This is a genomic window from Streptomyces sp. NPDC050535 (assembly GCF_044457665.1).
In the GTDB taxonomy this organism is placed as follows: Bacteria; Actinomycetota; Actinomycetes; order Streptomycetales; family Streptomycetaceae; genus Streptomyces.
In genome coordinates, this window is record NZ_JBITHE010000003.1 from 323286 (window position 1) to 347764 (window position 24479).

The window sequence follows — 24479 nt, forward strand, 5'->3', positions numbered from 1 at the left end:
GAGGTGACGCGCCCGCCTCACGTCTCGCTGCGATGTCTCGTCGGACCCAGCGGGGACACAGCGACCGAGGGAGTCTGCGGGATCATGACCGACGCAACCGGGCCCGAGCAGAGCCGGCCCGATCCGAGCCTGAGCGTGATCATGAGCGAGCGGAAACAGCTGATCAATCTCACGTACCGGCTCCTCGGTTCGCTGACCGAGGCCGAGGACGTCGTACAGGAGACCTACACCCGCTGGTACGCCATGTCCGCGCAGCGGCGGGAGGCCGTCGAGTCCCCCGGTGGCTGGCTGACGACCGTCGCCAGTCGTATCTGTCTCGACCTGCTCGGCTCGGCACAGGCCAGGCGGGAGCGCTACGTGGGCGCCTGGGTCCCGGAGCCCCTGCCCGCGGCCACGGAGTGGATCAGCGGACGGTGGGGCGGCGGCATCCCTGCCGACCCGGCCGACCGGGTGACCCTCGACGAGTCGGTCAACATGGCCTTCCTCGTCGTGCTTGACCTGATGACCCCGGCCGAGCGCGTCGCGTTCATCCTGCACGACGTCTTCCGCTACTCCTTCAACGAGGTGGCCGCGATCGTCGGCCGGACGCCGCCGGCATGCCGACAACTGGCCTCATCGGCCCGACGCCGCATACGCGCGTCGCAGTCCGCTGACGCTCCGGCAGCCCAGCACGCCGACGTCGTCAGGGCCTTCAAGCAGGCATGGGAGGCGAAGGACATCGACGCCCTCATCAGCCTGCTGGCCCCCGACGCCACGGCGACCGGCGACGGTGGCGGACTCGTGCCGGCAGCGCTCCACCCGGTCGAAGGCGCGGAGCCCGTCGCGCACTTCTTCGCCGGCCGGATGGAAGCGGTGCCCGACATGACTCTCCTGGAAAGTACGGTGAACGGTCAGCCCGGCCTGGTCGCTCAGATGGACGGGGTATCCGTGTCGGTGCTGGCCTTCGACGTCGAGGACAACCGGATCAGGCGGGTCTGGGCGGTACTCAATCCCGACAAGCTCCGGCCCTGGAGGGCCGGCTGACCCGCGCTCGGACAGCGCGTCGGCATGGTCGGCCGGCGAACACCGATGCCGGCCGAGAGCGCTGCTCCGGGCAGCTCAGCTCCGCTTCGTCGCGCATATGACGACACGGTTGATGATGGCGTCGGCCGGAATGTCGGCGGGTTCCTTGGCAGTCACCTTCGTGACCTCGAACCCGCATTCCTCCAGCCAACTACGGTATGTGGACACCTTCTGCAGGCCGCCGCGTCCCATGACGCAGCCGAGGATGTAGGACGGGAAGAAGTCGACCTGGTAGTCGCCGACGTCCCCGATGCCCTCCGGGTACACCGCGGCGAGGACGACGATCTGCCCGCCGGGCTCCAGCGCCCGATGAGCGTTCTTGAGGATGGTGAGAACCTCGTTCTTGTCGTACATGTCCACGAAGTGCTTGAGGAGCAGCACGTCGAAACCCTCCGGGAGGGACTCCAGTACCTGACCGCCCACGAACGAGCATTGCTCCGCCACACCGCGCGCCTCGAAGTTCCTCAGACACTCGGCTTCCAGGGCGGGTCTGTCGAAGGTGGTCACCCGCAGACCGGGTGACCCCTTCAGCTGACAGGTCATGATCGCGCCGAGGCCGGTACCGCCCAGCACGTCGAGCACCCGTGCGCCGTCCGGGATGTCGAAGCTGCGGAAGAACCAGGGATAGACGCTGGCGGTCTCGTTCTGCGCCAGCGGCCCCCACGCGGCGCGCACATCCGGCACTTCGGCCGCCGCCTCGAACATCGTGCCGTCGAAACCGTAGAACTCCTTCAGACCGACCACCGTGCCGGTCGACACGCTGTCGGCCAGGTAGTACAACTGCCGCAGCATGCCCGTCTTGATCATGCCCATGAAGGTCAGCGCGCGCTGGAGGTCTGTCTCGGCGACGTCTGCGAGCGCGTCGAGGGTGTAGCCGCCGTCGCCCTCATCCTGGGCGACGAAGCCCTCCTTCACCAGCAGGTACAGCAACTGCTCCACCGCGTCGGGTTTCGCGCCGACGACCGCGCCGAGTTCGGTCGCGGTCAGGCCGGCTTCCTTGCGCAGCGCCTCGACGATGCCGAGTTCGAAGCAGGCGTAGAGATTCATGAATCTCGTGGGTCCCACCATGTACTCGCGCATCCGGGCAAGTACGGCTTCAGAATTGGACACAGGTACCCCTCGCGTGGACGTTCCGGGCGCGGCCCCGCCCCAGTGCTTCGGGCCGCCGAGTTTCACCAGCACCGCTCGAGCCCTGGTTGAGGGAGATTCCGGATATGGGGCCGGAGTCGGTGCGCGCCCTCATGCGCGGACTCCGGTCACCGCGGCTGGGGGGTCATGAGAAGGCGGCGGGGATGCAGAGTGGTCTCCGGCGCGGTGCGGACCTTACGGTCAGGCTCGATGCTCAGCGTCCATTCCTGCATCACCGCCTCGAGGATCACCTCGAGTTGCCGCCAGGCGAACGTCTCTCCGATGCACCCCTTCGATCCGATTCCGAAGGGAATGTAGGAGGCGTCGATATTGCCGAGACGGATGGAGAGCCACCGGTCGGGATCAAATCTGCTCGGATCCGGAAAACGCCCCGGGTCCCGGTGCAGCAGGTACGAACTGAATACCAGATTCGTTCCCGCAGGGAGCGGATAGTCGCCGAGCACGACGTCCGAGAGGGCCTGCCGACATGAGATCCATATCGGCGGATAGAGCCGCAGTACCTCCATCAGGAAGCGGCGAGTGTACCCGGACGCGTCATGATCGTCCACGGCGCTTCCGCTCAGCCCTCGCGCCATGTCATTGGCGAGCATTTTCTCCACCAGTGGATCCGTGGAGATCAGATAGAGCGCCCATGACATGACGGAAGCCGTGGTGACCGTGGCAGCGGTCAGCATCATGACCGCCTCTTCACACACTTCCTCCGCCGTCAGGAGGGAGTTCCCCTTCTCGTCTGAATCCGACAGGAGTGTCGAGAGGTAGCCGGCTGTCGATCCGGGGGAATCCAGGAGATCGGCGATGCACACCGTCAGCATGTCTCCGAATTCCTTGCGCGCCCGAGACAGCCGTTTGCCGCCATTCGGCCGCGCCGCTCGGGCCGCCGCCTTCCCGTAGAGCGGCTTCCTGATCATTTCCCAGGCCAGGCGGGAAAGACTCTCGCTCAGCGCTTCCGTCGTCTCCGACGGCAGCCCGGCCATGAGCGTCTGCACGACGATCGAACAGGTTATCCGGCACATTTCGGACTGGATGTCCACCGATTCCCCGGCGCGCCACGCGGACGTGAATCCGCGAGCGATGTCCCGCATGTCCGGAACATATTCATCGACCTGCGCCGACCGCACGTAGGGATTCGCCAGGCGCCGGTAATGCCGATGCATGATCTCGTCCTCCGAGAACAAGCCCACCCTGCTGAGGGTCCTGGCCTTCCGGAAGAGTTCACCTTTCCCGTAGCTTTTACTCTCGCTCACCAGGATGGCGCGGACCAGGACCGGGTCCCTGACGAAAACCGCGTTGACGCCGTCCACCATCAGGTGGCGGAGCGCACGCCCGCGCAGGAGGTCTTCCATCCGACTGAACTGGAACTCGGGAATGTCCCGTCCATCCGGATCGCCCGGATGCGTGCCTGCTAAATTGACACGATTCATCACATCGACTCCTTGTCACGAGCTGCGATGTAAGCGGCGTTCAACCGGCTGACGGGGCGCCAGCGGTAGTACGACTGGAGTTTGTAGTACTCCTCGCCGCTGGACGTCACGGCGGCGTAGACCATCTTGGGCTCGCCGACGCCGTACTGAACGTTCTTCACGAAGTGTTCGACTTTGGTGCCCAGCCGGGCGAAGAAATCCATTGGGTCGTCCGTCTTCACACCGTAGGAGATTCGCTCGATCTCCATGGAATCCCAGTTCAGGGTGGTATAGATCCCGAACGAGTTCTCGCAGAAGTTGAACATCTCCTCGCTCGGGTTCGGCAGCCCGATGTCCCGGTGCATCGCCAGGACGGTTTCCCGCTCGAAGCACTTGGCAGGCGCCGCGAAGTACACGTTCATCGTTCGACTGCGATAGTCGATCCCGATCACGTCCACTTTCTCGGCCAAGCCGTAGCGGGTGAAGAACTCGGCGTTCCCGGCCAGGCTCTGCGGCATCGACTTCAGGCCCGTCAGCCGGGACAGGCTCTCTTGCTCCCCCGCCGGAAAATACAACCAGATCTTCTTGAATCCGGAGAGGACTCCGAGGTCGATTCCGTAGCTGTCGATGGAACAGAGCCGCTGAATGTCCGCGAGCAGACTGCCGATGGGGTGGTCCGTCTCCGCGATCAGGCCCCTCGACAGGGCCACGGCGTACGGATCGATCTCCTTGGGAAGAGTGAAACGAGCGTCGAAATCTCCTTCGTGCCGCGCGTTGGTGGCCACTCTGAAGGCGATAACGGCCTGCGGAAGCGCATCCTCGAAAGCGGTGAGGACGGGCCAGACGGCCTCACGCGAAGCGGTCACATCCAGCAGGTCGGCTGACTTCTCGATGGCTGAGTAGACACTCGCCACATCGACGGTGGCATCGGTTGGACCCGGCATGGGCTACTCCAGGGAATCGGTTCAGGTGGGCGTTACTCACGTCCGGCTTTCGCGCGGTGGACTCGGCGGACTCCCGACAGGGATGCCGCGATACCGGGCACGCGGCCTTGGCCCGCGGAAAGGGCGCCGACGGAACAGGTCGACTTCGCCGATGGACAAGTGGTCGATGGCGGCGGCGCGGGCTTCCGCGCCGTTCAGTAGCCACTGGGCCGTCGGGCAGCCACAGGGCCGTTCGTCCGGCTGTCTGCTCCGTGGCCTATGGTCGGCCGCTCACCGGGCGATCATGACGGTGGCGGGCGGCGCGGCGTGAAACGAGACGGTCGTGAAGCCACCCTTGACCAGCCAGTCGTGGTAGTCGGACCGCCGCCAGGTGCCCCCCTGCTTGCTCTTGAGCAGCATCTCGGCGGCGAAGAGGAGCGGGAGAGCAGGACCACTGCGATCGTCTTCGACAACGTAGTCACAGACGACGAGAGCACCGCCGGGCTTGAGCGCCTCGCGCAGGCGGGAGAAGACCGCGATGTTCTCCTCCGGCGCCTCCTGGTGGGCGATGTGGGAGTACAACGCGATGTCGTACTTCGCCGTGCCGAAGTCGGTGGTGTGGAAATCCCCGGCGATGGTGGTGAACCGGTCGGCCACCCCGCGCTCCGCCAGCAGTCGGCGGGCGATCACGTTGATGGGCTCCCAGTCGAGCTGGGCCGAGCGGGCTTCCGGGTTGGCGGCCAGCCAGATGGCGGAGTAGACACCTGAACCACCACCCACGTCGAGGATGGAGACAGCGCCGGCCTCGGCCAGCCCGAGCGCCTCGGCGGCTGTCTCGGCGGCGGAAACCGACTGCGCGGCGATGGCCGGAACGATCTCCTCCCAGTGCGGGCTGTCGCCCCACCCGATCGTCGCGTCCCGCACCGGCCCTCCGGCCCGGACCACGTCCGGCAGGACGGACAGGCCGGCCATGTGCTTCAGCTTCAACATGGCGAAACCGCCCAGGGATGTGGGTTTGCCGTCGACCAGATAGAGGGACGCCTCGGGGGTGTTGCGGTACCGGCCTTCGTGCAGCGCGACCAGACCCACGCTGAGAAGGCCGTCCAGAAGGGTCTGCGCGCCCCGCTCCGCGATCTCGGCGCGCTCGGCCAGCTCAGCGGCGGTCCCCGCACCGTTCTCGAGGTGGGTGAAGAGCGAGTGGCTGGCCGCGGCGCCGACGACGCCGGTGGCCCAGTAGCCGTTGATCAACCTCAGTACGCCGTCCGGAGCAGGTTGGTTGCTCGTCATGCTGTTCCTCCTGGACTTCGGGTGGACCGCGAAGGGGGCCGGATCGCGCTGCGCAGGGCGTCAGCGCTCCGTTCGGCCTGGTTGGTGGTGAGTTCCGCGCACGGCGGTACGGCGAGATGGCGTGCGGGGCGCGGGCCCGGACACTTGTGCCTCGCGTCGCGCACGGGCTGAACCCGGGTCGCGGGCGGGCGGTGTCCGCGGTCGACGGCCTTGACGCGCGGGTGAGTTGCGACGGCCGCGCGGTACGCATCCGGATCGACCAGCACCGTGTACGTCTGCGGGCGCGGGCGCGGTCATGGCCGCCCGTCACGTACGGGCACGTCAGCAGGCTTTCTTCGCCGCGTAGTTCGGCGTTCCGCATGGCGACGGCGGTTGGACGCGCCGACCGGGCCGAAAGGCAAGCACCGGACTGTTGATCAGCCGGGGGCTCGGCTTCGTCCTCAAGCGTCGGCGGAGACTCTCTACTGCCTTGCTGCATTTTTGGGCAGGAGGGACTTGCGAAAAGCGTGACACAGACGGGGCCCCGCACCAAGAAGAGCTGAGAGTGACCTACGTCACTCCGTAGGCGACTTCCCGGAGGGCGAGTTTCCCGAGCGGCGACCTCTCACGGGAGCACCCGAAGGAGTGCGTTTTCTGACCCGTTCCCGAGCCGTCGGCGGACATCCACTGTCACGGCCACCCGGCGTCTGATGAACTCCCCCGAGGTCCTTCGACAGTTGACGAGACATCAGGGGGCACGGTGACACGTCGTAACGGACGTTTCAGAGCTGTACTGACAGTTGTCGCGGCATGCGGTGCGCTGGCCGGAACCGTCCTGGTGGGGGCGGCGCCGGCCAGCGGCGCGACCAACGGCGTCCGTATCGCCGCCGGGGTCCGGTACACGGAGATGGACATCCCGGCCGCGAGCGGTGTGGCTCACGCGCATGTGCTGACCGTCGATCTGCGCGACCCGAAGGTGCGGGTCGACCTCCTGTACCCCGGAGCCGTCGCGTCGCGGGCGCCCGTCTCGCAGTTGGCCGCCGCCAGAGGCGCCGTCGCGGGCGTCAACGGCGACTTCTTCAACATCACGGAAGAGCAGCATCCCGGTGTCGTGGCGACGGGCGCGAGCGTCGGCCCGGCGATCGCGAGCGGGCGCACGCTGAAGGCGGCGGTCCCCAACGGCCAGCGCTTCGGACCGGCGCTGCCGCCGGGGACGAGCACCCAGGACGTGCTCGGCGTGGGCGTCGACCGCAGGGCCCGGCTGGACGGCCTGGCCCTCGACGGCTACGTACGCAGTTACGAGGGGAAGTGGCCGCTCGGCGGACTCAACCAGTACGCGCTGCCGGTGGGTTCGATCGGCGCGTTCACCTCGGACTGGGGAAGTGTCTCCCGGGTGCGCGCCACCTGCGGCACGGACACCGACCGGGCCGCGCCCTGCAGTACGGACACCTACGAGGTGACGGTCCGCGACGGGCGGGTCGTGTCGAGGTCCGACGCACCCGGCAGCGGTCCTATCGCCGCCGGCACGACCGTCCTGGTGGGTCGCGAGGCGGGCGCCCAGCAGTTGCGGAAGCTGTCGGAGCGCCTGCCCGTCCGGGTGGGGCACCGTCTGGTGGCGGAGACCTCCGGGATCCCCTACCGCTTCGCGGTCGGCGGCTATCCGGTGCTCAACGCCGGTCTGCCGCTGCCGGGTCTCGACAACAGGACCGCGGCCGTACGGACCGCCGTGGGAGTCGCGGACGGCGGACGGCGCCTGCTGCTCCTCGCCCTCGACGGCGCGCCCGAGTACCGAACCGGGCTCACCATCGCCGAAGTCGCCTCCACCATGCGGCAGTTGGGATCCGACGACGCCTTCAGCCTCGACGGCGGCGGCTCTACGACCATGGTCGCCGAGCAGCCCGGTACGAGCGCCGTCAGTGTCGTCAACCACCCCAGCGGCGGTGCCGAACGCCCGGTGCCGAACGGCATCGGAGTGTTCTCCGCCCCGTGATCCCCAGGCAGGGAGGACACCTCAACGGCTCTCACGGAGTCACGGTTTGAGGCTGCTCACGACGTTAGCCGTCGCCGTCACCCCCTCATGGATGGTCGGCGCCATGTTCGTGCTCGCCAGATAGAACCCGAGCAGCACACAGACCACGGCGTGCGAGAGCTTCAGTGCGCCGTTGCGCACGAAGACCACCGCGAGGATCAGGAGCAGTACCACCACAGAGATGGAAATGGCCATCGTCAACCTCCTCCGCCACGTCGACACCGCGGCTTTCGGGCGCAAGTGTCGCGTAACGGAGGGTTCGTCCGTGCGGCTGACGTGTACTCCGAACGTGTGGTGTCCACGACCGGTCGGACGGCCGTTCGTACGGGTGCTGCCGCCGGCTAGTGGGCGTCGAGGAACACTTGGAGACCCGCGAGGTCGTCGGTGTTGAAGTAGTCGACGTCCGCGGCGAGGAGTTCGCTCCACAGCGCGTCACGCGCCGGGCCCGCGAGATCGGGCGTCGCCCAGAACCGCACCTTCTGCCGGCGGGAGTGCGCGGCGGCGATGATGCCGCGCAGCTTCTCGCGCTCGGCGGCCGGGAAGGGGCCGTTGCCCAGCCCGGTGAAGTTGAGCGTCCAGTTGTCGCTGATCAGCGGCACGAAGGAGGCGGGCGCCGCACTGCCGAGGTCGGCGAGCCGACCGTCGTAGAAGGCGCGCCGCACACTCTGGGCCTCCATGGGGATGCGGGCTGCACGGTCGCCGGAGATCACGGCCGTGACCGCACCGGGGCGCACGCGGCCGTGCGCGTAGGTCGTGAAGAGGTTCTTGTAGCGGCGCAGATGACGGTCGAGTTCGAGGTACGTCGAGGAGCCCTCGGTCTTGATGTCGATCAGGAGTTGCAGGGGTGTGTGGTAACCCCGGTACACCGAGCCGTGGTTGGCCCTCACGCGGGCGGCGAGGGGGTCGAGGTAGAGGGACTCGATGGTGCGGGACGGGTCGAGGTCGACGGGGTCGTGGGCGACGAGGAGCTGGTCGCCGACCAGGTAGATGTCGACCTCGACGCTGCCGAAGCGGTGGTCGAGGGCGTCGAAGAGGGGGCGCGGGTGGTCGTAGTCGTTGTGCGCGTGGGCTCGCCACAGCGGGCGCGGCCGGTGCTTCCGGTCGCCCGCGAGCGCGGAGGTGGCGGGCAGCGCGACGGTGCCCGCGAGGGCGGCGCCAAGGGTGGTGAGGGCTCTGCGACGGGTGGTAAGGGCCATGTCTGCCTCCCTGGAAGTGCCGTAAGGACCATGGAGGTCCCCCCGGTCGAGCGAAGTCGGGACTGGGGGAGATTATGCGATCCTCCGGCACCCAAGGAGCAGGCCCGTGCGGGGAGTTGGCTGGACCGCCTCCACACGTTCACCTCATCGGCCCCGCGTTCGGACGAGGGCCACACGGCGGCCGTGAGGGCGTCGGGGCAGAGCAGCGCGAAGGCCCGCCCCCAGGTGGGGGCGGGCCTGCTGGGAAGAGGGCTCGGGTCAGGGCGCCTGGAGGTCGACCAGTCCGGCCAGCGCCTCGCGGTGTGCCCCCGCCGTCCCGTAGGCGATGGAGTCCGCCTTGGCGCGCTTGAGGTACAGGTGGGCGGGGTGCTCCCAGGTCATGCCGATGCCGCCGTGCAGTTGGACGGCCTCCTCGGCGGCATGGACGGCGACGGGCGCCGCGTAGGCCGCGGCGAGGGCGACCGCCACGTCGGCGTCCTCACCGCCGGTGGCGAGCGCGTCGGCGGCGTTACGGGCGGCGGCGCGGGTGTGGACGACTTCCAGCCACAGCTGGGCGAGCCGGTGCTTGAGCGCCTGGAAGCCGCCGACGGGCCGGTTGAACTGCTTGCGGTCCTTCAGGTAGCGGACCGTCTCGGTCAGGGACCAGTCGGCCAGGCCCAGTTGCTCGGAGGCGAGGAGCCCGGCGCCGGCGCGCAGGCCCCGTCGTACGGCCGGTTCGGCGGCGCCCAGACGGCGGGCCGGCGCTCCGTCGAAGGCGACCGTGGCGAGGGGCCTGGTGAGGTCCAGGGAGACCTGCGGCGTGACGGTGACCGCGTCGGCGTCCACCGCGTACAGGTCCCCGTCCGTCGCCGGAACCAGCAGCACATCCGCCGCCGACGCGTCGGCGATGCCGGTCAACTCCCCGTGCAGGCCCCCGTCTTCGTACCGTACGGCCTTGTGGGCGCCGCCCGGTGCCACGGACAGGGCGACGGTGAGCACGCCCACCGTCCGTCCTGACGCCAGTGCGCTCAGCAGCTTCGCGGCCTCCTCACCCCCACAGCCGAGCAGCGCCTCCGTGGCGACGACGGCGCTCGTCAGATACGGCACGGGGGCGACCGCGCGGCCCAACTCCTCGAGTACTACGGCGACTTCGCGGTGCGTGGCGCCCTGGCCGCCCTGCGCCTCGGGCACCAGGAGACCGGCGAGGCCCATGCCGTCGGAGAGCGCCTTCCACAGTTCGCGGTCGTGCGGCGCCTCCGACTCCGTGCGCACGATGACGCCCGCCGCGTCGCAGTGGTCGGCGAGCAGGTCGCGGAGGGCGGCACGCAGCGCCTCTTCCTCCTCCGAGTACAGCAGGTCGCTCATCGCGCCAGGTCCTTCCATGCGACGTCCTTGTCGGTGCGCGGTTCGGAGGGCAGGCCGAGCACGCGTTCGGCCACGATGTTCAGCAGGACCTCACTGGTCCCGCCCTCGATGCTGTTCCCCTTGGAGCGGAGGTAGCGATAGCCGGCGTCGCGACCGGTGAAGTCGACCAGCTCCGGCCGGCGCATTGTCCAGTCCTCGTACAACAGGCCCTCCTCACCGAGGAGTTCGACCTCCAGGCCGCTGATCTCCTGGTTGAGGCGGGCGAAGGCGAGCTTCAGCCCGGAGCCCTCGGGGCCGGGCTGTCCCGCCACCAGCTGCTGGCGCACCCGCTCGCCGGTGAGCCGGGCGACCTCGGCCTCGACCCACAGTTTCAGCAGGCGCTGGTGGAGGTCGTGGGTGCGCAGTTCGGGGCGCTCCCGCCAGGTCCTGCTGACCGGGCCGATCATGCCGCCCTCGCGCGGGATGCGCATGCCGCCGATGGAGACCCGCTCGTTCATCAGTGTGGTCTGCGCGACCCGCCAGCCGTCGCCGATCTCGCCGAGGCGGTGCGCGTCGGGGATGCGTACGTCGGTGAGGAAGACCTCGTTGAACTCGGCCTCGCCGGTGATCTGGCGCAGTGGCCGCACCTCGACGCCCGGGTCGGTCATGTCGAGGACGAAGTACGTGATGCCGCGGTGCTTGGGCGCGTCCGGGTCGGTGCGGGCGATGAGGATCGCCCAGCGGGCCAGGTGGGCGCTGGATGTCCACACCTTCTGTCCGTTGACCACCCAGTCTCCCCCACCGTCGCGCACGGCGCGGGTGCCGAGCGCGGCGAGGTCGGACCCGGCGCCCGGCTCGCTGAAGAGCTGGCACCAGACCTCCTCCCCGACCCAGAGCGGGCGCAGGAAACGCCTCTTCTGCTCCTCCGTGCCGAAGCCGAGGATCGTCGGGGCGGCCATGCCGAGGCCGATGCCGATACGCCGGGGGTCGTTGTCCGGCGCGCCCGCGGCCTCCAACTCGGCGTCCACCACGGCCTGGAGCGTGCGCGGGGCGCCGAGTCCGCCGAGCCCCTCGGGGTAGTGCACCCAGGCGAGCCCGGCGTCGAAGCGGGCCTTCAGGAAGTCCGTCCGGTCCGTGGTTCGAGGCGGGTTCGCGGCCAGCAACTCCTGTGTGCGGCGGCGCAGTTCGGTGGCGTCGGTCATGCGGTTGCTCCGTTCCCGAGCGAGGGGACCACCACGACGCGGCCCGTCGTGACACCGTCGGCGAGCCGCTGCACGGCCGCCGCGGCACCGCCGAGCGGCACGCGCTCGCTCACCAGTGGCTTGATCGCGCCCCGCGCGGCCAGTTCGGTGAGCTGCTCGTGGCAGTGCTGGACCAGCTTCGGGTTCTTGGTGTTGTAGAGGCCCCAGTGGAGGCCGAGGATCGAGTAGTTCTTCACGAGGGCGTGGCTCAGCGTCGGACTGGGAATGGTCCCGCTCGCGAAGCCCACGACGACGATCCGGCCCTCGAAGGCGACGACCTTGGTGGACTGGGTGTAGGCCTCGCCGCCGACCGGGTCGTAGATCACGTCGGCGCCCCGGCCGCCGGTCGCCTCCTTCACGGCGCCGACGACGTCCTCCGCCCGCCGGTCGACGACGACGTCGCAGCCCAGCTCGCGGGCGACGGCGGCCTTGTCTGCGCCGCCCACGACGCCGATGACCGTGGCACCCGCGGCCTTGCCGAGCTGCACGGCGGCGCTGCCGACGCCTCCGGCCGCGGCGTGCACGAGGAGGGTCTCGCCGGCCTCGAGGCCCGCGCGCCGGTGCAGGGCGAACCAGCCCGTCTGGTAGCCGACGTGCAGGGCCGCCGCCTCGGCGTCGTCGAGCGAGTCGGGCGCGGGCAGCAGGGCTCGGGCGTCCGCGACGGCGTACTCGGCGAAACCGCCGTACGGCAGCGCGGGGTTGGCGATCACACGGCGGCCGTCCTGGGTCTCGCCGCAGATCTCCACACCGGGCGTGAACGGCAGCGGCGGCTTCACCTGGTAGTGACCGCGGCACATCAGCGCGTCCGGGAAGTTGATGTTCGCCGCGCGCACCCTGAGCAGGACCTGGCCCTCGCCGGGCACCGGCCGCTCCACGTCGCCGAGGCGCATCACCTCACCCGGCTCGCCGTTCTGGTGCACTTGCCATGCCTGCATGCGGGGCCTCCACGGGACTGCTTCGTCTGACCGGGCTCCATCGCATACTAAGCGGTCGCTTGCCGATCAGGGAACAGTCGCGCACGTCACGACCGGCTGGGCCGCGCCCTGACGTGCATCCGCTCCCCCTGCGGGCCGAACAGGCTCAGGAACTCCACGGGCCCCTCACCCGTCGACCCGAACCAGTGCGGCACCCGGGTGTCGAACTCCGCGGCCTCCCCCGGACCGAGCACCACGTCGTGTTCGCCGAGCACGAGCCGCAGCCGCCCGGCCAGTACGTACAGCCACTCGTAGCCCTCATGGGTCCGCGGATCGGGCTCCATCCTGCGAACGGGTTCGAGCACCTTGTAGGCCTGGAGCCCGCCGGGCTGCCGGGTGAGCGGCCAGTACGTACGGCCGTGCATCGAGATCGGCTTCGCCCGCACCCGCGGATCGTCGACCGGGGGCGCACCGACGAGCTCGTCCAACGCCACCTGGTGGGCACGGGCGATGGGCAGCAGCAGCTCCAGACTGGGCCGGCGCAGCCCGGACTCCAGGCGCGACAGGGTGCTCACGGAGATGCCGGTCACCTCGGACAGGCCCGCGAGCGTCGCCCCCCGCTCCTTCCGGATCCGCCGCAGCCGCGGGCCGACCTCGGCCAGCACCTCGTCCGTCGCCGAGTCCCCGTTCGCTCCCGCAGCACTCGAATCGCCGCCGCTCAGGTCGCCCCCACTCGCATCGGTGCCGCTGACGCCGGACCCGCTCGTGCCGGGCTTGCTCACATCGGTTTCGCTCGCATCGGTGTCACTCATCCCCATATTGCAGAATCGGCAAAGCCATTTGTCAATCCCGCCCCCTCTGAGGGACCTTCTCAGTGGAGGTGGTCACCATGACCGAGAGGTACGAAGCGATCGTCATCGGCGGCGGCGCGGCAGGACTGTCGGCCGCGCTGATCCTGGGGCGGGCCCGGCGCTCCACCCTGGTCGTCGACGCGGGCGAGCCGCGCAACGCGCCCGCCGCGCACATGCAGGGCTATCTGACCCGGGACGGCATGCCGCCCGCCGAGTTCCTCGCCGAGGGGCGGCGGGAGATCGAGGGTTACGGCGTGGAGCTGGTCCGGGACCGTGCGGTGGACGTGGTAAGGGACGCCGCCGGGGAGTTCGACGTGACCCTGGCCGAGGGGCGCACCGTGCACGCGCGGCGGCTGGTCCTCGCCACCGGCCTGGCCGACGAGTTGCCGTCGGTGTCCGGTGTCGCCGAGCGGTTCGGCCGGGATGTCGTGCACTGCCCGTACTGCCACGGCTGGGAGGTCCGCGACCAGGCGTTCGGGGTGCTGGCCAGCACCCCGCTGGGCGTGCACCAGGCACTGATCGTCAGCCAGTGGTCGAAGGACGTGACCCTGTTCCTGCACACGGTCGCCGAGAACGAGCTGACCGATGACGACCTGCGCCGGCTAGCCGCGGCCGGGGTCGCCGTGGTGCCCGGCGAGGTCGCGGGGCTCGTCGTCGAGGACGACCGGCTCACGGGGGTGAGGCTTGCGGACGGCACGGTCCACGACCGCTCCGTGGTGTTCGTCGCCCCCCGCGCGGTCCCGCGCACCGGCCTGCTGGAGCGGCTGGGCGCCGAGCTGAAGGAGACCCCCTTCGGCACCTACCCCGTGGTCGACGAGACCGGCCAGACGACCGTGCCCGGCGTCTGGGCGGCAGGCAACGCGATGGGATTCGCGGAGCAGGTGATCAACGCGGCCAGCGGAGGATACCGGGCAGGCGCCACGATCAACGCGGACCTGCTCTTCACGGACCTCGACGCGGCAGTACGGGCGTAGGACATCCGCCGGGGGGGGACGGCGACCGCGCAAGACACGGGACAGCCATACGGGTAGTACGGCGGCCCGCGCCAGGCACGGGTCAAACCGTGCGGGTATCCGACGGGCCGCGCCAGGAACCGGGCAAGCCCTGCGGGTGCAGGGCAGCCACGGGAGTGCACGGCGGCCGCGCCAGAGTCGGGACAGCCATACGGGTATACGGCGACCCGCGCCGGGCAAACCGCGCGGGAGTCCGGCGTCACCCACCGGGGTCGGGGCAAGTCGTGCGGGTGTACGGCGGGCCGCGCCCGGCACTGGCGACCCGTGCGGATGTAGAGCGGCCGACTCCGTAGCACCATGGCTGCATGCTGCTGAGCCGGCTCGCCCAAGTGTCCCAGGAGGTCGCCGCCACCTCGGCGCGGTCCCGGAAGACCGCCCTGCTCGCCGGGCTCTTCCGGGACGCCGGGCCGGACGACGTGCCGATCGTGATCCCCTATCTGGCGGGCCGCCTCCCCCAGGGCCGCCTCGGCATCGGCTGGAAGATCCTCAGTACGTCCGTCTCCCCGGCGCCGGACCCGACCCTGACCGTCCGCGAGGTGGACGCACGGCTCACCGAACTCGGCGGCGTGTCCGGCTCCGGTTCGCAGGCCGAACGCGCGCGCTTGGTAGGCGAGTTGATGTCGGCGGCCACCGAGGACGAGCAGCGTTTCCTGCACGGGCTGCTCACCGGCGAGGTCCGGCAGGGCGCGCTGGACGCGGTCGCGGTCGAGGGGCTCGCCCAGGCGACCGGGGCGCCCGCGGCGGACGTACGGCGGGCGGTGATGCTCGCGGGATCGTTGCAGACGGTGGCGCAGGCGCTGCTCTCCGACGGTCCGGCGGCGCTGGACGGTTTCCGGCTCACCGTCGGCCGCCCGGTGCTGCCGATGCTGGCGCACTCCGCCGCTTCGGTGTCCGAGGCGGTCGGCAAGCTCGGCGCCTGCGTGGTCGAGGAGAAACTCGACGGCATCCGCGTACAGGTCCACCGCGACGGCGACGAGGTGCGGATCTACACCCGCACCCTCGACGACATCACCGACCGCCTGCCGGAACTGACCGCCGCCGCACTGGAGTTGAAGCAGACGGCGTTCATCCTGGACGGCGAGGTCATCGCCCTCGACGCGGACGGGCGGCCCCGTTCCTTCCAGGAGACCGCCGGGCGGGTGGGCTCGCGCGTGGACGTGGCGACGGCCGCCGCCGCGGTGCCCGTCTCCCCCGTCTTCTTCGACGCGCTGTCCGTCGACGGGCAGGACCTGCTGGACCTGCCGTTCGCCGAGCGGCACACGGAGCTGGCCCGGCTGGTGCCCGAGCCGATGCGGGTGCGGCGCACGCTCGTGGAAGGCCCCGAGGACCTCGCCACGGCGGAGAGGTTCCTCGCGGACACACTCGCCCGCGGCCACGAGGGTGTCGTCTGCAAGGCCCTGGACGCCCCCTACAGCGCGGGCCGGCGCGGCGCGTCCTGGCTCAAGGTCAAACCCGTACACACCCTGGACCTGGTGGTTCTCGCTGCCGAGTGGGGTCACGGGCGGCGCACCGGGAAGCTGTCGAACCTGCATCTGGGCGCGCGGACCGACGACGGGTCCTTCGCGATGCTGGGCAAGACGTTCAAGGGCATGACCGACGCGATGCTGACCTGGCAGACCGAGCATCTGAGGGGGCTGGCCGTGGAGGACAACGGCCACGTGGTGACCGTACGACCCGAACTCGTCGTCGAGATCGCGTACGACGGTCTCCAGCGGTCCACGCGCTATCCGGCCGGTGTCACCCTCCGCTTCGCCCGCGTCGTGCGCTACCGCGAGGACAAGACCCCGGCCGAGGCCGACACGGTCGGGACCCTGCTCGCCGCGCACCCCGAGGTCACCCCGTGACGACCGCCAGGCGCAGCGCGGGTCTGCTGTTGTTCCGGCACACCGACCACGGCATTGAGGTGCTGCTGGGCCACATGGGCGGCCCCTTCTTCGCACGCCGCGACGCAGGCGCGTGGACCGTGCCGAAGGGCGAGTACGAACCCGGCGAGACCGCCTGGGACGCCGCGCGCCGCGAGTTCCAGGAGGAGCTGGGGCTGCCGCCGCCCGACGGCGGGGCCCTGCCGCTCGGCGAGGTCCGGCAGACGGGCGGCAAGATCGTCACCGCCTGGGCGATCGAGGCCGATCTCGACCCGGCGACCGTGGTCCCGGGCACGTTCGAGATGGAGTGGCCGCCGAAGTCGGGACGCAGGCAGCGGTTTCCCGAGCTGGACCGGGTGGAGTGGCTGGGTCCGGACCGGGCCCGGGAGCTGATCGTGAAGGCGCAGGCGGAGTTTCTGGACCGGCTGGTGGAGCACACGGGGTGAGAGCCGGTGTCCGCGCCGGCTCGTGAGTGAGCCCTCCACGTTGCGCCGCACCCCGCCGCGCGGGAGGGTCGAGGAACAGCCAGCTTCAGGAGGTCGGCCATGCCCATCGCCACGGTGAACCCGGCGAACGGCGAGACGCTCAAGACGTACGACGCACTCGGCGCCGAGGAGATCGAGCGCAGGCTCGCGACCGCCGAGGCCGCGTTCCGTACCCATCGCACCACGTCCTTCGCCGAGCGGGCGCGACTGCTCCACAAGGCCGCCGACCTCCTGGACGAGGATCAGGAGAGCATCGGCCGGGTGATGACCACGGAGATGGGCAAGCCGGTCAAGCAGGCCCGCGCGGAGGCCGCGAAGTGCGCGAAGACGATGCACTGGTACGCCGACCACGCCGAGGAACTCCTCGCCGACGAGGTGCCCGCGGAGTCCGACGCCAAGGACTCCGGCGCCTCGCGCGTGCTCGTGCGCTATCGCCCGCTGGGCCCGGTGCTGGCCGTGATGCCGTGGAACTTCCCGCTCTGGCAGGTCATCCGGTTCGCCGCGCCCGCGCTGATGGCGGGCAACGTGGGCCTGCTCAAGCACGCCTCGAACGTGCCGCAGACCGCCCTCTACCTGGAGGACCTCTTCCGCCGCGCGGGCTTCCCGGAGGGCTGTTTCCAGACGTTGCTCATCGCCTCCGGTGCCGTCGAGGACATCCTGCGCGACCCGCGGGTCAAGGCGGCCACGCTCACGGGGAGTGAACCGGCGGGGCGTGCGGTGGCCGCCGTCGCCGGGGACGAGGTCAAGAAGACGGTGCTGGAACTGGGCGGCAGCGACCCGTTCGTCGTCATGTCGTCCGCCGACGTCGAGCGGGCCGCGAAGACCGCGGTCACGGCCCGCGTGCAGAACAACGGGCAGTCGTGCATCGCCGCCAAGCGGTTCATCGTGCACACGGATGTGTTCGACGCCTTCGCCGAGCGCTTCACCGCGGGCATGAAGGCCCTGAAGGTCGGTGACCCGCTGGAGGAGGCCACGGACGTCGGGCCGCTCTCCACCGAACAGGGCCGCAGCGATCTGGAGGAACTGGTCGACGACGCGGTCGAGGCCGGCGCGACGGTCCTCTGCGGTGGTGAGCGCCCCGAAGGGCCCGGCTGGTACTACGCGCCGACGATCCTCGCCGACATCACCCCCGAGATGCGCATCCACCAGGAGGAGGCGTTCGGGCCCGTGGCGACCCTCTACCGGGTGGCCGACCTCGACGAGGCGGTGGCCCTGGCCAACGACACGCCGTTCGGACTGAGTTCGAACGTGTGGACGCACGACGAGGCCGAGGTGGACCGGTTCGTACGTGACCTGGAGGCGGGCGGCGTGTTCGTCAACGGGATGACGGCGTCGAACCCCGCCTTCCCGTTCGGCGGGGTGAAGCGGTCCGGCTACGGGCGTGAACTGTCGGGGCACGGAATCCGCGAGTTCTGCAACATCACCACCGTATGGCACGGAGCGTGAGCGTTCCGCGGTTACGATCCCCTCTGTGAACCGCGAAGTGACCCTGCCTCTGATCGTCGACGACCGCGGCACGTTGCAGGTCTCGGCCGCCGACGTCAGCAAACTGCTGCGCACGGTGGGCGGCCGGTGGTTGCATCTGGTGGAGGCCGGCCAGGACGGACTCGACGAGGACACGGTGGCGGCGCTCACGATCGAACTCGCCAAGCTCGCCGACCGCATCGACGTGGCCTGCATCGCGCACAGCAGCGGAACGACGTCCGACTGACCCCCCTTGATGGGCGGGGCCGGCCGGGCCGCTGGTCGAGCTCCCACAGGGCGTGCCAGAACTTCGCCTCGCAGCCCTGCGGCAGGCGGCCGTAGCCGAGCGCCCTGTCCTCGTCGACCTGTCCGGCGTCCGGCCCGGCCCGCACGGCCGCCGGCACGAGGCGGGCCGGCTCCGGCGCGGGCCCGTCGAAGAAGGCGGCGCACTCGGGCCGTTGTCCGGCCGTGCCGCCAGACGCAGGAACGCGCGGTGGTCCGCGGCGACCACCTGGCGCTGTTCGAGGGCGAGGGCGGCGAGCGTGGCGCGCCGCGGGCGGCGAAGGGCGGCAACCGGTTGGCGTGGGGGTCGGGAGCGAGCTTCCCGGTGACGCTCCCCCGCAGGTCAGTGGCCGTGCGTGTCATCGCCCGCCCCCTCGGTTCGGCGGTCGCCGAGCTCCTCGGACGAGGGTCCCACGCTTTGGGGCATGTCCCCGATCTGGCGTAATCCGACGAGATATCCAGGCACTGCCGGGTGATCGTGGGTGAACCACCCTTGCGCCGGGCGACGATCGGTTCCCCGGAAGGCGAAAGTAGGCGCTTCCTCATGGCGACTTTGTGCAGACCCGCGGTGTCAGTCCCCGAGTACGTGATCACAATGGAGGAGACGCTGGAGCTGGCACGCTCCCGTCACGCCGACCACCCCCAACTCCCGCTCGCCCTGCGGCTGATCGAGAACACCGGGGTGCTCACCCGGCACATCGTGCAGCCCATCGAGGAGACCCTCAAGCACCCGGGCTTCGAGGACCGCAACAGGGTCTACGGCAACGAGGCGAAGGCCCGGGTCCCCGCCGTCGTGCAGCGGGCGCTGGACGACGCCGAGCTCCTCACCACCGACATCGACGTGATCATCTACGTGTCGTGCACCGGGTTCATGATGCCCTCGATGACGGCCTGGCTGATCAACGCGATGGACTTCAGCAGCGACACCCGGCAGATACCCATAGCCCAGCTGGGCTGTGCGGCCGGTGGTGCCGCGGTCAACCGGGCGCACGACTTCTGCACGGCCTACCCCGAGGCCAACGCGCTGATCGTCGCCTGCGAGTTCTGCTCGCTCTGCTACCAGCCCACCGACCTCGGCGTCGGCTCGCTGCTGTGCAACGGCCTGTTCGGCGACGGCATCGCCGCGGCGGTCGTCCGTGGCAGGGGCGGCACCGGCATCACCCTGGAGCGCAACGCCTCGTACCTGATCCCCAAGACCGAGGACTGGATCATGTACGACGTCCGCGCCACCGGCTTCCACTTCCTGCTGGACAAGCGGGTGCCCGCCACCATGGAGCCGCTCGCCCCGGCGCTCCACAACCTCGCACGCCAGCACGGCTGGAACGCCTCCGACCTGGACTTCTACATCATCCACGCGGGCGGCCCCAGGATCCTGGACGACCTGAGCAAGTTCCTGGAGGTCCCGCCGGAGGCCTTCCGCTTCAGCCGGGCCACCCTCACCGAGTACGGGAACATCGCCAGCGCCGTCGTCCTGGACGCGCTGCGCCGGCTGTTCGACGAGGGCGGCGCGGAGGAGTCCGCGCGCGGAATGCTGGCCGGCTTCGGCCCCGGTATCACCGCGGAGATGTCGCTGGGCCGCTGGACCAACGCAACCAACGAGACGACGTGACCTGGATGACCGAGAAGACGATCACCGAGGCCCTGCCTCCCGTCCGCCACTGGCCGGCGCTCAACCTGACCGGGGTGGACTTCGACCCGGTCCTGACCGAGCTGATGGGCGAGGGCCCGGTCACCCGGATCCAGCTGCCCAACGGTGACGGCTGGGCGTGGCTGGTGACGCGGTACGACGACGTCCGCATGGTGACGAACGACGCTCGCTTCAGCCGTGAGGCCGTCATGGGGCGGCAGGTCACCCGGCTCGCCCCGCACTTCATCCCCTCGGCGGGCGCGGTGGGCTTCCTGGACCCGCCCGACCACACGCGGCTGCGCCGCTCGGTGGCCGCCGCCTTCACGGCGCGCGGAGTCGAGCGGCTGCGCGACAGCGCCCGGCGGATGCTCGACGAACTCGTCGACGAGATGCTCGAAACCGGTGCGCCCGCCGATCTCACCGAGACGGTCCTGAGCCCTTTCCCCATCGCCGTCATCTGCGAGCTGATGGGCGTCCCGGCCGCCGACCGGCATCTCATGCACACCTGGACCCAGCTGATCCTGTCCTCCTCGCACGGCGCCGACGTCAGCGAGAAGGCCAAGAACGAGATGGGCGCGTACTTCACGAAGCTCGTCGGCGAGCGCGCCGGGAGCACCGGCGAGGACGTCGGTTCGCTGCTCGGCGCGGCCGTGGGCCGGGACGAGATCACCCTGGACGAGGCCGTGGGTCTGGCGGTACTCCTCCAGATCGGCGGCGAGGCGGTCACCAACAACAGCGGGCAGATGCTCTACATCCTGCTGACCCGCCCCAGGCTGGCCGACCAGCTCCGCGCCGATCCGGGGATCCGGCCGCAGGCCATCGACGAGCTGCTGCGCTACATCCCGCATCGCAGCGCCGTCGGCCTGTCCCGGATCGCCGTGGAGGACGTCGACATCAAGGGCGTACGGATCCGGGAGGGCGACGCGGTGTACGTGTCGTACCTGGCAGCGAACCGCGACCCGAAGGTCTTCCCCGACCCCGAGGTGATCGACTTCTCGCGCAACCCGAACCCGCACGTGTCGTTCGGCTTCGGCCCGCACTACTGCCCGGGCGGGATGCTCGCCAGGATGGAGTCCGAGCTGATCGTCGACGCGCTGCTCGACCGGGTGCCGGGGCTGCGGCTCGCCGTGCCGCCGGAACAAGTTCCCTTCAGGAAGGGCGCGTTGATCCGTGGTCCCGAGGCCCTGCCCGTGACGTGGTGAGCGGCGGATGACAGCGCCCGAGGGGCTGCTCGTACCGCCGGGTCACGGGCGGGTCGTGCAGACGCCCGCCCAGCACGTGACGTTCAAGGTCACCGGCTCGCACTCGCGCATGGCGTCCACCTTCGAGGTCGTGGTGCCTCCGGGCTTCGACGTGGGCGCTCATGTGCACACGCGCAGCGAGGAGTTGTTCTACGTGCTCGAAGGCGAGCTGGACGTCCTCGCCTTCGAGCCACGGATCAGGACAGCCGACAACTGGCAGCGGTGGGAGTCGAGTTCGGGCACCCGCGTGGTGCGGGCGACCCCGGGCACGGTCATCGTCGTACCGCCGGGATGCCCGCACGCGTTCTCCAACCCCACCGAGACGCCCGCGAAGATGTTCTTCCAGGCGTCGCCGCCGCCGGACCACGAACGGTACTTCGAGGAACTGCTGGAGATCCTGGGCACCGGCGGCCCACCGGAGCTCACGGCGATCGAGGAACTCCGGGCGAGGTACGACATCGAGCAGCTCACCCCGCTGAAACACCGCTGAGCCCGGTCCGGGCGCCAGCGGTCCGGGCGCCTAGCGGATGGGCATCCCCGACAGGGTGCGGGCGATCACGAGGCGCTGGATCTCACTGGTGCCCTCGAAGATCGTGTAGATCGCGGCGTCTCGGTGCATGCGCTCGACCGGGTACTCCCGGGTGAAGCCGTTGCCGCCGAGGATCTGGATCGCCTGCCCCGTGACCTTCTTCGCGGTCTCACTGGCGAACAGCTTCGACATCGAGCCCTCGGCGGCGGTGAACGGCTTGCCGTTGACCGCCATCCAGGACGCGCGCCAGACCAGCAGACGCGCCGCGTCGATCGCCGTACGCATGTCGGCGAGCTGGAAGGCGACGCCCTGGTTGTCGATGATCGGCCGGCCGAACTGCTCACGCGTCGTGGCGTACTCGAGCGCCACCTCGTACGCGGCTCGCGCGGTGCCCACCGCCATGGCGCCGACGGCCGGGCGGGACGCCTCGAACGTGGCCATCGCGGCGTTCTTCACCCGCTCGCCGCCCGACTTGGCGCGCTCGCGGGCCCGGGCGAGACGCTCGTCCAGCTTCTCCTTGCCGCCGAGCAGGCAGGAGCCGGGGACGCGGGCGTTCTCCAGAACGACCTCCGCGGTGTGCGAGGCGCGGATGCCGTGCTTCTTGAACTTCTGCCCCTGGGACAGACCCGGCGTGCCGGCCGGGACGATGAAGGAGGCATGGCCCTTGGAGCCGAGCCCGGAGTCCACGACCGCGACCACGACGTGGACGTTGGCTATGCCGCCGTTGGTCGCCCAGGTCTTGGTGCCGTTGAGGACCCACTCGTCCTTCGCCTCGTCGTAGACGGCACGGGTGCGCATGGAGGCCACGTCGGAGCCGGCGTCGGGCTCGGAGGAGCAGAAGGCGGCGACCTTGACATCGTTGGCATCGCCGTACATCTGGGGGATCCAGGTGCCGATCTGCTCCTCGGTGCCGTTGGCGAGGACGCCCACGGCGGCGAGGCCGGTGCCGACGATCGACAGGGCTATTCCCGCGTCGCCCCAGAACAGTTCCTCCATGGCCATCGGTATGCCGAGCCCGGTGGGGTCGAAGTACTGCTGCGCGTAGAAGTCCAGGGAGTAGATGCCGACCTTCGCGGCCTCCTGGATGACCGGCCACGGCGTCTCTTCACGCTCGTCCCATTCGGCGGCGGCGGGGCGGATCACATCGGCGGCGAACCCGTGGATCCAGTCCCGCACCTCCTTCTGATCGTCGTTGAGATCCATCGTGAACTCGACCATGGCCCCTCCAGCTAATGCACTAAAGTGTTACTTGCGGTAACTCGAGTCTGTTACTCACCAGTAGAAAAAGTCAACTCCCGAGCCTGGCTCGGCAGCCCGTTCGATACACATGCGCCATTGAGTGTTAGTTTGCGCAGGCGTCACCGAATCAGCACGGGTGGGGAGAAACCATGGACACCACACAGCGGACCGATCAGCAGAGGTCCGCAGACCTCCGCCGGCGCGAACTGCTCGAGGCCGCCGACAGGGTGGTGCTCCGTGACGGCCCCGGAGCCTCGATGAACGCCATCGCGGCCGAGGCGGGGATCACCAAGCCGATCCTCTATCGCCATTTCGGCGACAAGGGCGGACTCTACGCCGCCCTCGCCAAGCGGCACACGGACGCCCTCCTCGGATCGCTGCGTGCCGCGCTCGACGCGCCGGCCGGGCGCCGCGAGCGCGTCGAGGCCACGCTGGACACGTACTTGGCGGCCATCGAGGCGCACCCTCAGGTCTACCGGTTCCTGATGCACCCCACCGAGGGCGGCCAGCCCGGCGACCCGGGGTTCGACGTGGGCAGGCACTCCGCGCCGCTGCTGCGCCGCATGGGCGAGGAACTCGCCGAGGTCATCGAGGAGCGGGTGGACCTCGGACCCGGCAGTCAGCAGCTCGCCCGGGTGTGGGGGCACGGCATCGTCGGCATGATGCACGCCGCCGGCGACTGGTGGATGGGCGAACGGCCCTGCTCCCGCGCCGAGTTGGTCCGCAGCCTGGCGGATCTGCTCTGGGGCCGGCTGGCCGCGGCCGGGGACAAGGCCGGCGGTCCGGCGTTCTGACGGCGGGACGGTTCCCCGGGTCTCAGCGTCGCCGGTCCGCCCGCGCCGCCTGCCTCATCACGCGGCGGTGGCGCCAGCCGGTGAGCCGGTCCACGTACAGGCCGCCGTCGAGGTGGTCGCACTCGTGCTGGAGGCACCGGGCGAACCAGCCGGTGCCGTGCGCCCGCACCGGCTCCCCGGTCACCGTGAACCCCTCGACCACGGCGTGGTCGTACCGCTCCGTTCCCGCTTCCAGGCCCGGCAGGGACAGACAGCCCTCCGGCCCGCGCAGGACGACTCCGTCCGCCTCGACGAGACGCGGGTTCACCACATGACCGACGTGCCGGACGTCCTCGTCGTCGGGGCAGTCGTATACGAAGACCCGCAGGGACTCGCCGACCTGGTTCGCGGCGAGGCCGACGCCCTGAGCGGCGTACATCGTGGCGAACATGTCCTCGACGAGCAGCGCCAGTTGGGGGCCGAAGTCGGTGACCTCCGCGCACGGTGTGCGCAGGACGGGGTCGCCGAGCAGGGTGATGGGCCGGACGCGCCCTCGGGAGCCCGGGATGAAGCCTTGTCGCATGGCCGCAAGGGTACGGTCCTGGAAGGC

Annotated in this window: 24 protein-coding genes; 12 read left to right on the top strand and 12 right to left on the bottom strand. The window is 70.0% G+C overall.

Annotated elements, in window-relative coordinates; translation table 11 throughout:
* The first annotated feature begins 84 nt into the window (after positions 1-84).
* Positions 85-1023, top strand: coding sequence for an RNA polymerase sigma factor SigJ (sigJ, locus tag ACIBLC_RS09495; RefSeq protein WP_399210174.1), 939 nt, complete (start codon positions 85-87; stop codon positions 1021-1023).
* 75 nt (positions 1024-1098) lie between these two features.
* Here sigJ and ACIBLC_RS09500 read toward each other — a convergent pair whose 3' ends face one another.
* From ACIBLC_RS09500 to ACIBLC_RS09515, 4 genes are all read right to left on the bottom strand, one after another.
* The gene (locus ACIBLC_RS09500) at positions 1099-2172 is read right to left on the bottom strand and encodes a methyltransferase (RefSeq protein ID WP_399210175.1); all 1074 of its coding nucleotides are present in this window, start codon (positions 2170-2172) and stop codon (positions 1099-1101) included.
* A gap of 146 nt (positions 2173-2318) precedes the next feature.
* Positions 2319-3632: a cytochrome P450 gene (locus tag ACIBLC_RS09505; protein ID WP_399210176.1), complete on the bottom strand. Its 1314-nt coding sequence runs from the start codon at positions 3630-3632 to the stop codon at positions 2319-2321.
* Complete coding sequence (locus ACIBLC_RS09510; RefSeq protein WP_399210177.1) at positions 3632-4555, bottom strand: aromatic prenyltransferase; 924 nt, start codon at positions 4553-4555, stop codon at positions 3632-3634. Before ACIBLC_RS09510 ends, ACIBLC_RS09505 begins: the two co-directional genes overlap by 1 nt.
* A gap of 270 nt (positions 4556-4825) precedes the next feature.
* Entirely contained in the window at positions 4826-5821 is a 996-nt protein-coding gene (locus tag ACIBLC_RS09515; RefSeq protein WP_399210178.1) for a methyltransferase, read from the bottom strand.
* A gap of 739 nt (positions 5822-6560) precedes the next feature.
* Between ACIBLC_RS09515 and ACIBLC_RS09520 the strand changes: the two genes are divergently transcribed.
* On the top strand, positions 6561-7790 hold the full coding sequence (locus ACIBLC_RS09520) for a phosphodiester glycosidase family protein (RefSeq protein WP_399210179.1): 1230 nt from the start codon (positions 6561-6563) through the stop codon (positions 7788-7790).
* 39 nt (positions 7791-7829) lie between these two features.
* On the opposite strand, the gene ACIBLC_RS09525 is transcribed toward ACIBLC_RS09520, so the two are convergent.
* The 6 genes from ACIBLC_RS09525 to ACIBLC_RS09550 form a co-directional block, all read right to left on the bottom strand.
* Positions 7830-8024 (bottom strand): hypothetical protein, encoded by a 195-nt coding sequence (locus ACIBLC_RS09525; protein ID WP_399210180.1) that lies wholly within the window; start codon positions 8022-8024, stop codon positions 7830-7832.
* 146 nt (positions 8025-8170) lie between these two features.
* On the bottom strand, positions 8171-9025 hold the full coding sequence (locus ACIBLC_RS09530; protein WP_399210181.1) for a phosphatidylinositol-specific phospholipase C/glycerophosphodiester phosphodiesterase family protein: 855 nt from the start codon (positions 9023-9025) through the stop codon (positions 8171-8173).
* A 258-nt stretch (positions 9026-9283) separates the two neighbouring features.
* On the bottom strand, positions 9284-10369 hold the full coding sequence (locus ACIBLC_RS09535) for an acyl-CoA dehydrogenase family protein (RefSeq protein ID WP_399210182.1): 1086 nt from the start codon (positions 10367-10369) through the stop codon (positions 9284-9286).
* Positions 10366-11550: an acyl-CoA dehydrogenase family protein gene (locus tag ACIBLC_RS09540; protein ID WP_399210183.1), complete on the bottom strand. Its 1185-nt coding sequence runs from the start codon at positions 11548-11550 to the stop codon at positions 10366-10368. The genes ACIBLC_RS09535 and ACIBLC_RS09540 overlap by 4 nt, the downstream gene beginning before the upstream one ends.
* On the bottom strand, positions 11547-12524 hold the full coding sequence (locus ACIBLC_RS09545) for an NADPH:quinone oxidoreductase family protein (protein WP_399210184.1): 978 nt from the start codon (positions 12522-12524) through the stop codon (positions 11547-11549). Before ACIBLC_RS09545 ends, ACIBLC_RS09540 begins: the two co-directional genes overlap by 4 nt.
* Positions 12525-12610: 86 nt before the next feature.
* Entirely contained in the window at positions 12611-13315 is a 705-nt protein-coding gene (locus tag ACIBLC_RS09550) for a helix-turn-helix domain-containing protein (protein WP_399210185.1), read from the bottom strand.
* Between the two features lie 77 nt (positions 13316-13392).
* On the opposite strand from ACIBLC_RS09550, the gene ACIBLC_RS09555 reads away from it, so the two are divergent.
* The 9 genes from ACIBLC_RS09555 (at position 13393) to ACIBLC_RS09595 (ending at position 21818) form a co-directional block, all read left to right on the top strand.
* The gene (locus tag ACIBLC_RS09555) at positions 13393-14328 is read left to right on the top strand and encodes an NAD(P)/FAD-dependent oxidoreductase (RefSeq protein WP_399210186.1); all 936 of its coding nucleotides are present in this window, start codon (positions 13393-13395) and stop codon (positions 14326-14328) included.
* A gap of 344 nt (positions 14329-14672) precedes the next feature.
* Positions 14673-16211, top strand: a complete 1539-nt coding sequence (locus tag ACIBLC_RS09560; RefSeq protein WP_399210187.1) for an ATP-dependent DNA ligase — start codon at positions 14673-14675, stop codon at positions 16209-16211.
* Entirely contained in the window at positions 16208-16675 is a 468-nt protein-coding gene (locus ACIBLC_RS09565; RefSeq protein ID WP_399210188.1) for an NUDIX domain-containing protein, read from the top strand. The genes ACIBLC_RS09560 and ACIBLC_RS09565 overlap by 4 nt, the downstream gene beginning before the upstream one ends.
* Positions 16676-16774: 99 nt before the next feature.
* Positions 16775-18160: an NADP-dependent succinic semialdehyde dehydrogenase gene (locus tag ACIBLC_RS09570; protein ID WP_399210189.1), complete on the top strand. Its 1386-nt coding sequence runs from the start codon at positions 16775-16777 to the stop codon at positions 18158-18160.
* 25 nt (positions 18161-18185) lie between these two features.
* A complete protein-coding gene (locus ACIBLC_RS09575; protein WP_399210190.1) occupies positions 18186-18425 on the top strand; it encodes a DUF6213 family protein in 240 nt (79 codons plus the stop codon).
* A gap of 246 nt (positions 18426-18671) precedes the next feature.
* Positions 18672-18905, top strand: coding sequence for a hypothetical protein (locus ACIBLC_RS09580; RefSeq protein ID WP_399210191.1), 234 nt, complete (start codon positions 18672-18674; stop codon positions 18903-18905).
* Between the two features lie 99 nt (positions 18906-19004).
* Complete coding sequence (locus ACIBLC_RS09585) at positions 19005-20069, top strand: type III polyketide synthase (protein ID WP_399210192.1); 1065 nt, start codon at positions 19005-19007, stop codon at positions 20067-20069.
* Positions 20070-20074: 5 nt separating this feature from the next.
* Positions 20075-21289, top strand: a complete 1215-nt coding sequence (locus tag ACIBLC_RS09590) for a cytochrome P450 (protein ID WP_399210447.1) — start codon at positions 20075-20077, stop codon at positions 21287-21289.
* 7 nt (positions 21290-21296) lie between these two features.
* Positions 21297-21818 (top strand): cupin domain-containing protein, encoded by a 522-nt coding sequence (locus ACIBLC_RS09595; protein WP_399210193.1) that lies wholly within the window; start codon positions 21297-21299, stop codon positions 21816-21818.
* Between the two features lie 30 nt (positions 21819-21848).
* Here ACIBLC_RS09595 and ACIBLC_RS09600 read toward each other — a convergent pair whose 3' ends face one another.
* The gene (locus ACIBLC_RS09600; protein ID WP_399210194.1) at positions 21849-23075 is read right to left on the bottom strand and encodes an acyl-CoA dehydrogenase family protein; all 1227 of its coding nucleotides are present in this window, start codon (positions 23073-23075) and stop codon (positions 21849-21851) included.
* 170 nt (positions 23076-23245) lie between these two features.
* Between ACIBLC_RS09600 and ACIBLC_RS09605 the strand changes: the two genes are divergently transcribed.
* Positions 23246-23890 carry a TetR family transcriptional regulator gene (locus ACIBLC_RS09605; protein ID WP_399210195.1) on the top strand — a complete coding sequence of 215 codons (645 nt, stop codon included), beginning with the start codon at positions 23246-23248 and terminating at the stop codon, positions 23888-23890.
* 22 nt (positions 23891-23912) lie between these two features.
* Here ACIBLC_RS09605 and def read toward each other — a convergent pair whose 3' ends face one another.
* On the bottom strand, positions 23913-24452 hold the full coding sequence (def, locus tag ACIBLC_RS09610; protein ID WP_399210196.1) for a peptide deformylase: 540 nt from the start codon (positions 24450-24452) through the stop codon (positions 23913-23915).
* Between the last annotated feature and the right edge of the window lie 27 nt (positions 24453-24479).

Excerpts from the sequence above, each read along its gene's own strand:
- sigJ (WP_399210174.1), top strand. The coding sequence starts at position 85 with ATGACCGACGCAACCGGGCCCGAGCAGAGCCGGCCCGATCCGAGCCTG.
- ACIBLC_RS09505 (WP_399210176.1), bottom strand. The coding sequence starts at position 3,632 with ATGAATCGTGTCAATTTAGCAGGCACGCATCCGGGCGATCCGGATGGA.
- ACIBLC_RS09510 (WP_399210177.1), bottom strand. The coding sequence starts at position 4,555 with ATGCCGGGTCCAACCGATGCCACCGTCGATGTGGCGAGTGTCTACTCA.
- ACIBLC_RS09515 (WP_399210178.1), bottom strand. The coding sequence starts at position 5,821 with ATGACGAGCAACCAACCTGCTCCGGACGGCGTACTGAGGTTGATCAAC.
- ACIBLC_RS09525 (WP_399210180.1), bottom strand. The coding sequence starts at position 8,024 with ATGGCCATTTCCATCTCTGTGGTGGTACTGCTCCTGATCCTCGCGGTG.
- ACIBLC_RS09530 (WP_399210181.1), bottom strand. The coding sequence starts at position 9,025 with ATGGCCCTTACCACCCGTCGCAGAGCCCTCACCACCCTTGGCGCCGCC.
- ACIBLC_RS09535 (WP_399210182.1), bottom strand. The coding sequence starts at position 10,369 with ATGAGCGACCTGCTGTACTCGGAGGAGGAAGAGGCGCTGCGTGCCGCC.
- ACIBLC_RS09540 (WP_399210183.1), bottom strand. The coding sequence starts at position 11,550 with ATGACCGACGCCACCGAACTGCGCCGCCGCACACAGGAGTTGCTGGCC.
- ACIBLC_RS09545 (WP_399210184.1), bottom strand. The coding sequence starts at position 12,524 with ATGCAGGCATGGCAAGTGCACCAGAACGGCGAGCCGGGTGAGGTGATG.
- ACIBLC_RS09550 (WP_399210185.1), bottom strand. The coding sequence starts at position 13,315 with ATGAGTGACACCGATGCGAGCGAAACCGATGTGAGCAAGCCCGGCACG.
- ACIBLC_RS09555 (WP_399210186.1), top strand. The coding sequence starts at position 13,393 with ATGACCGAGAGGTACGAAGCGATCGTCATCGGCGGCGGCGCGGCAGGA.
- ACIBLC_RS09560 (WP_399210187.1), top strand. The coding sequence starts at position 14,673 with ATGCTGCTGAGCCGGCTCGCCCAAGTGTCCCAGGAGGTCGCCGCCACC.
- ACIBLC_RS09570 (WP_399210189.1), top strand. The coding sequence starts at position 16,775 with ATGCCCATCGCCACGGTGAACCCGGCGAACGGCGAGACGCTCAAGACG.
- ACIBLC_RS09585 (WP_399210192.1), top strand. The coding sequence starts at position 19,005 with ATGGCGACTTTGTGCAGACCCGCGGTGTCAGTCCCCGAGTACGTGATC.
- ACIBLC_RS09590 (WP_399210447.1), top strand. The coding sequence starts at position 20,075 with ATGACCGAGAAGACGATCACCGAGGCCCTGCCTCCCGTCCGCCACTGG.
- ACIBLC_RS09595 (WP_399210193.1), top strand. The coding sequence starts at position 21,297 with ATGACAGCGCCCGAGGGGCTGCTCGTACCGCCGGGTCACGGGCGGGTC.
- ACIBLC_RS09600 (WP_399210194.1), bottom strand. The coding sequence starts at position 23,075 with ATGGTCGAGTTCACGATGGATCTCAACGACGATCAGAAGGAGGTGCGG.
- ACIBLC_RS09605 (WP_399210195.1), top strand. The coding sequence starts at position 23,246 with ATGGACACCACACAGCGGACCGATCAGCAGAGGTCCGCAGACCTCCGC.
- def (WP_399210196.1), bottom strand. The coding sequence starts at position 24,452 with ATGCGACAAGGCTTCATCCCGGGCTCCCGAGGGCGCGTCCGGCCCATC.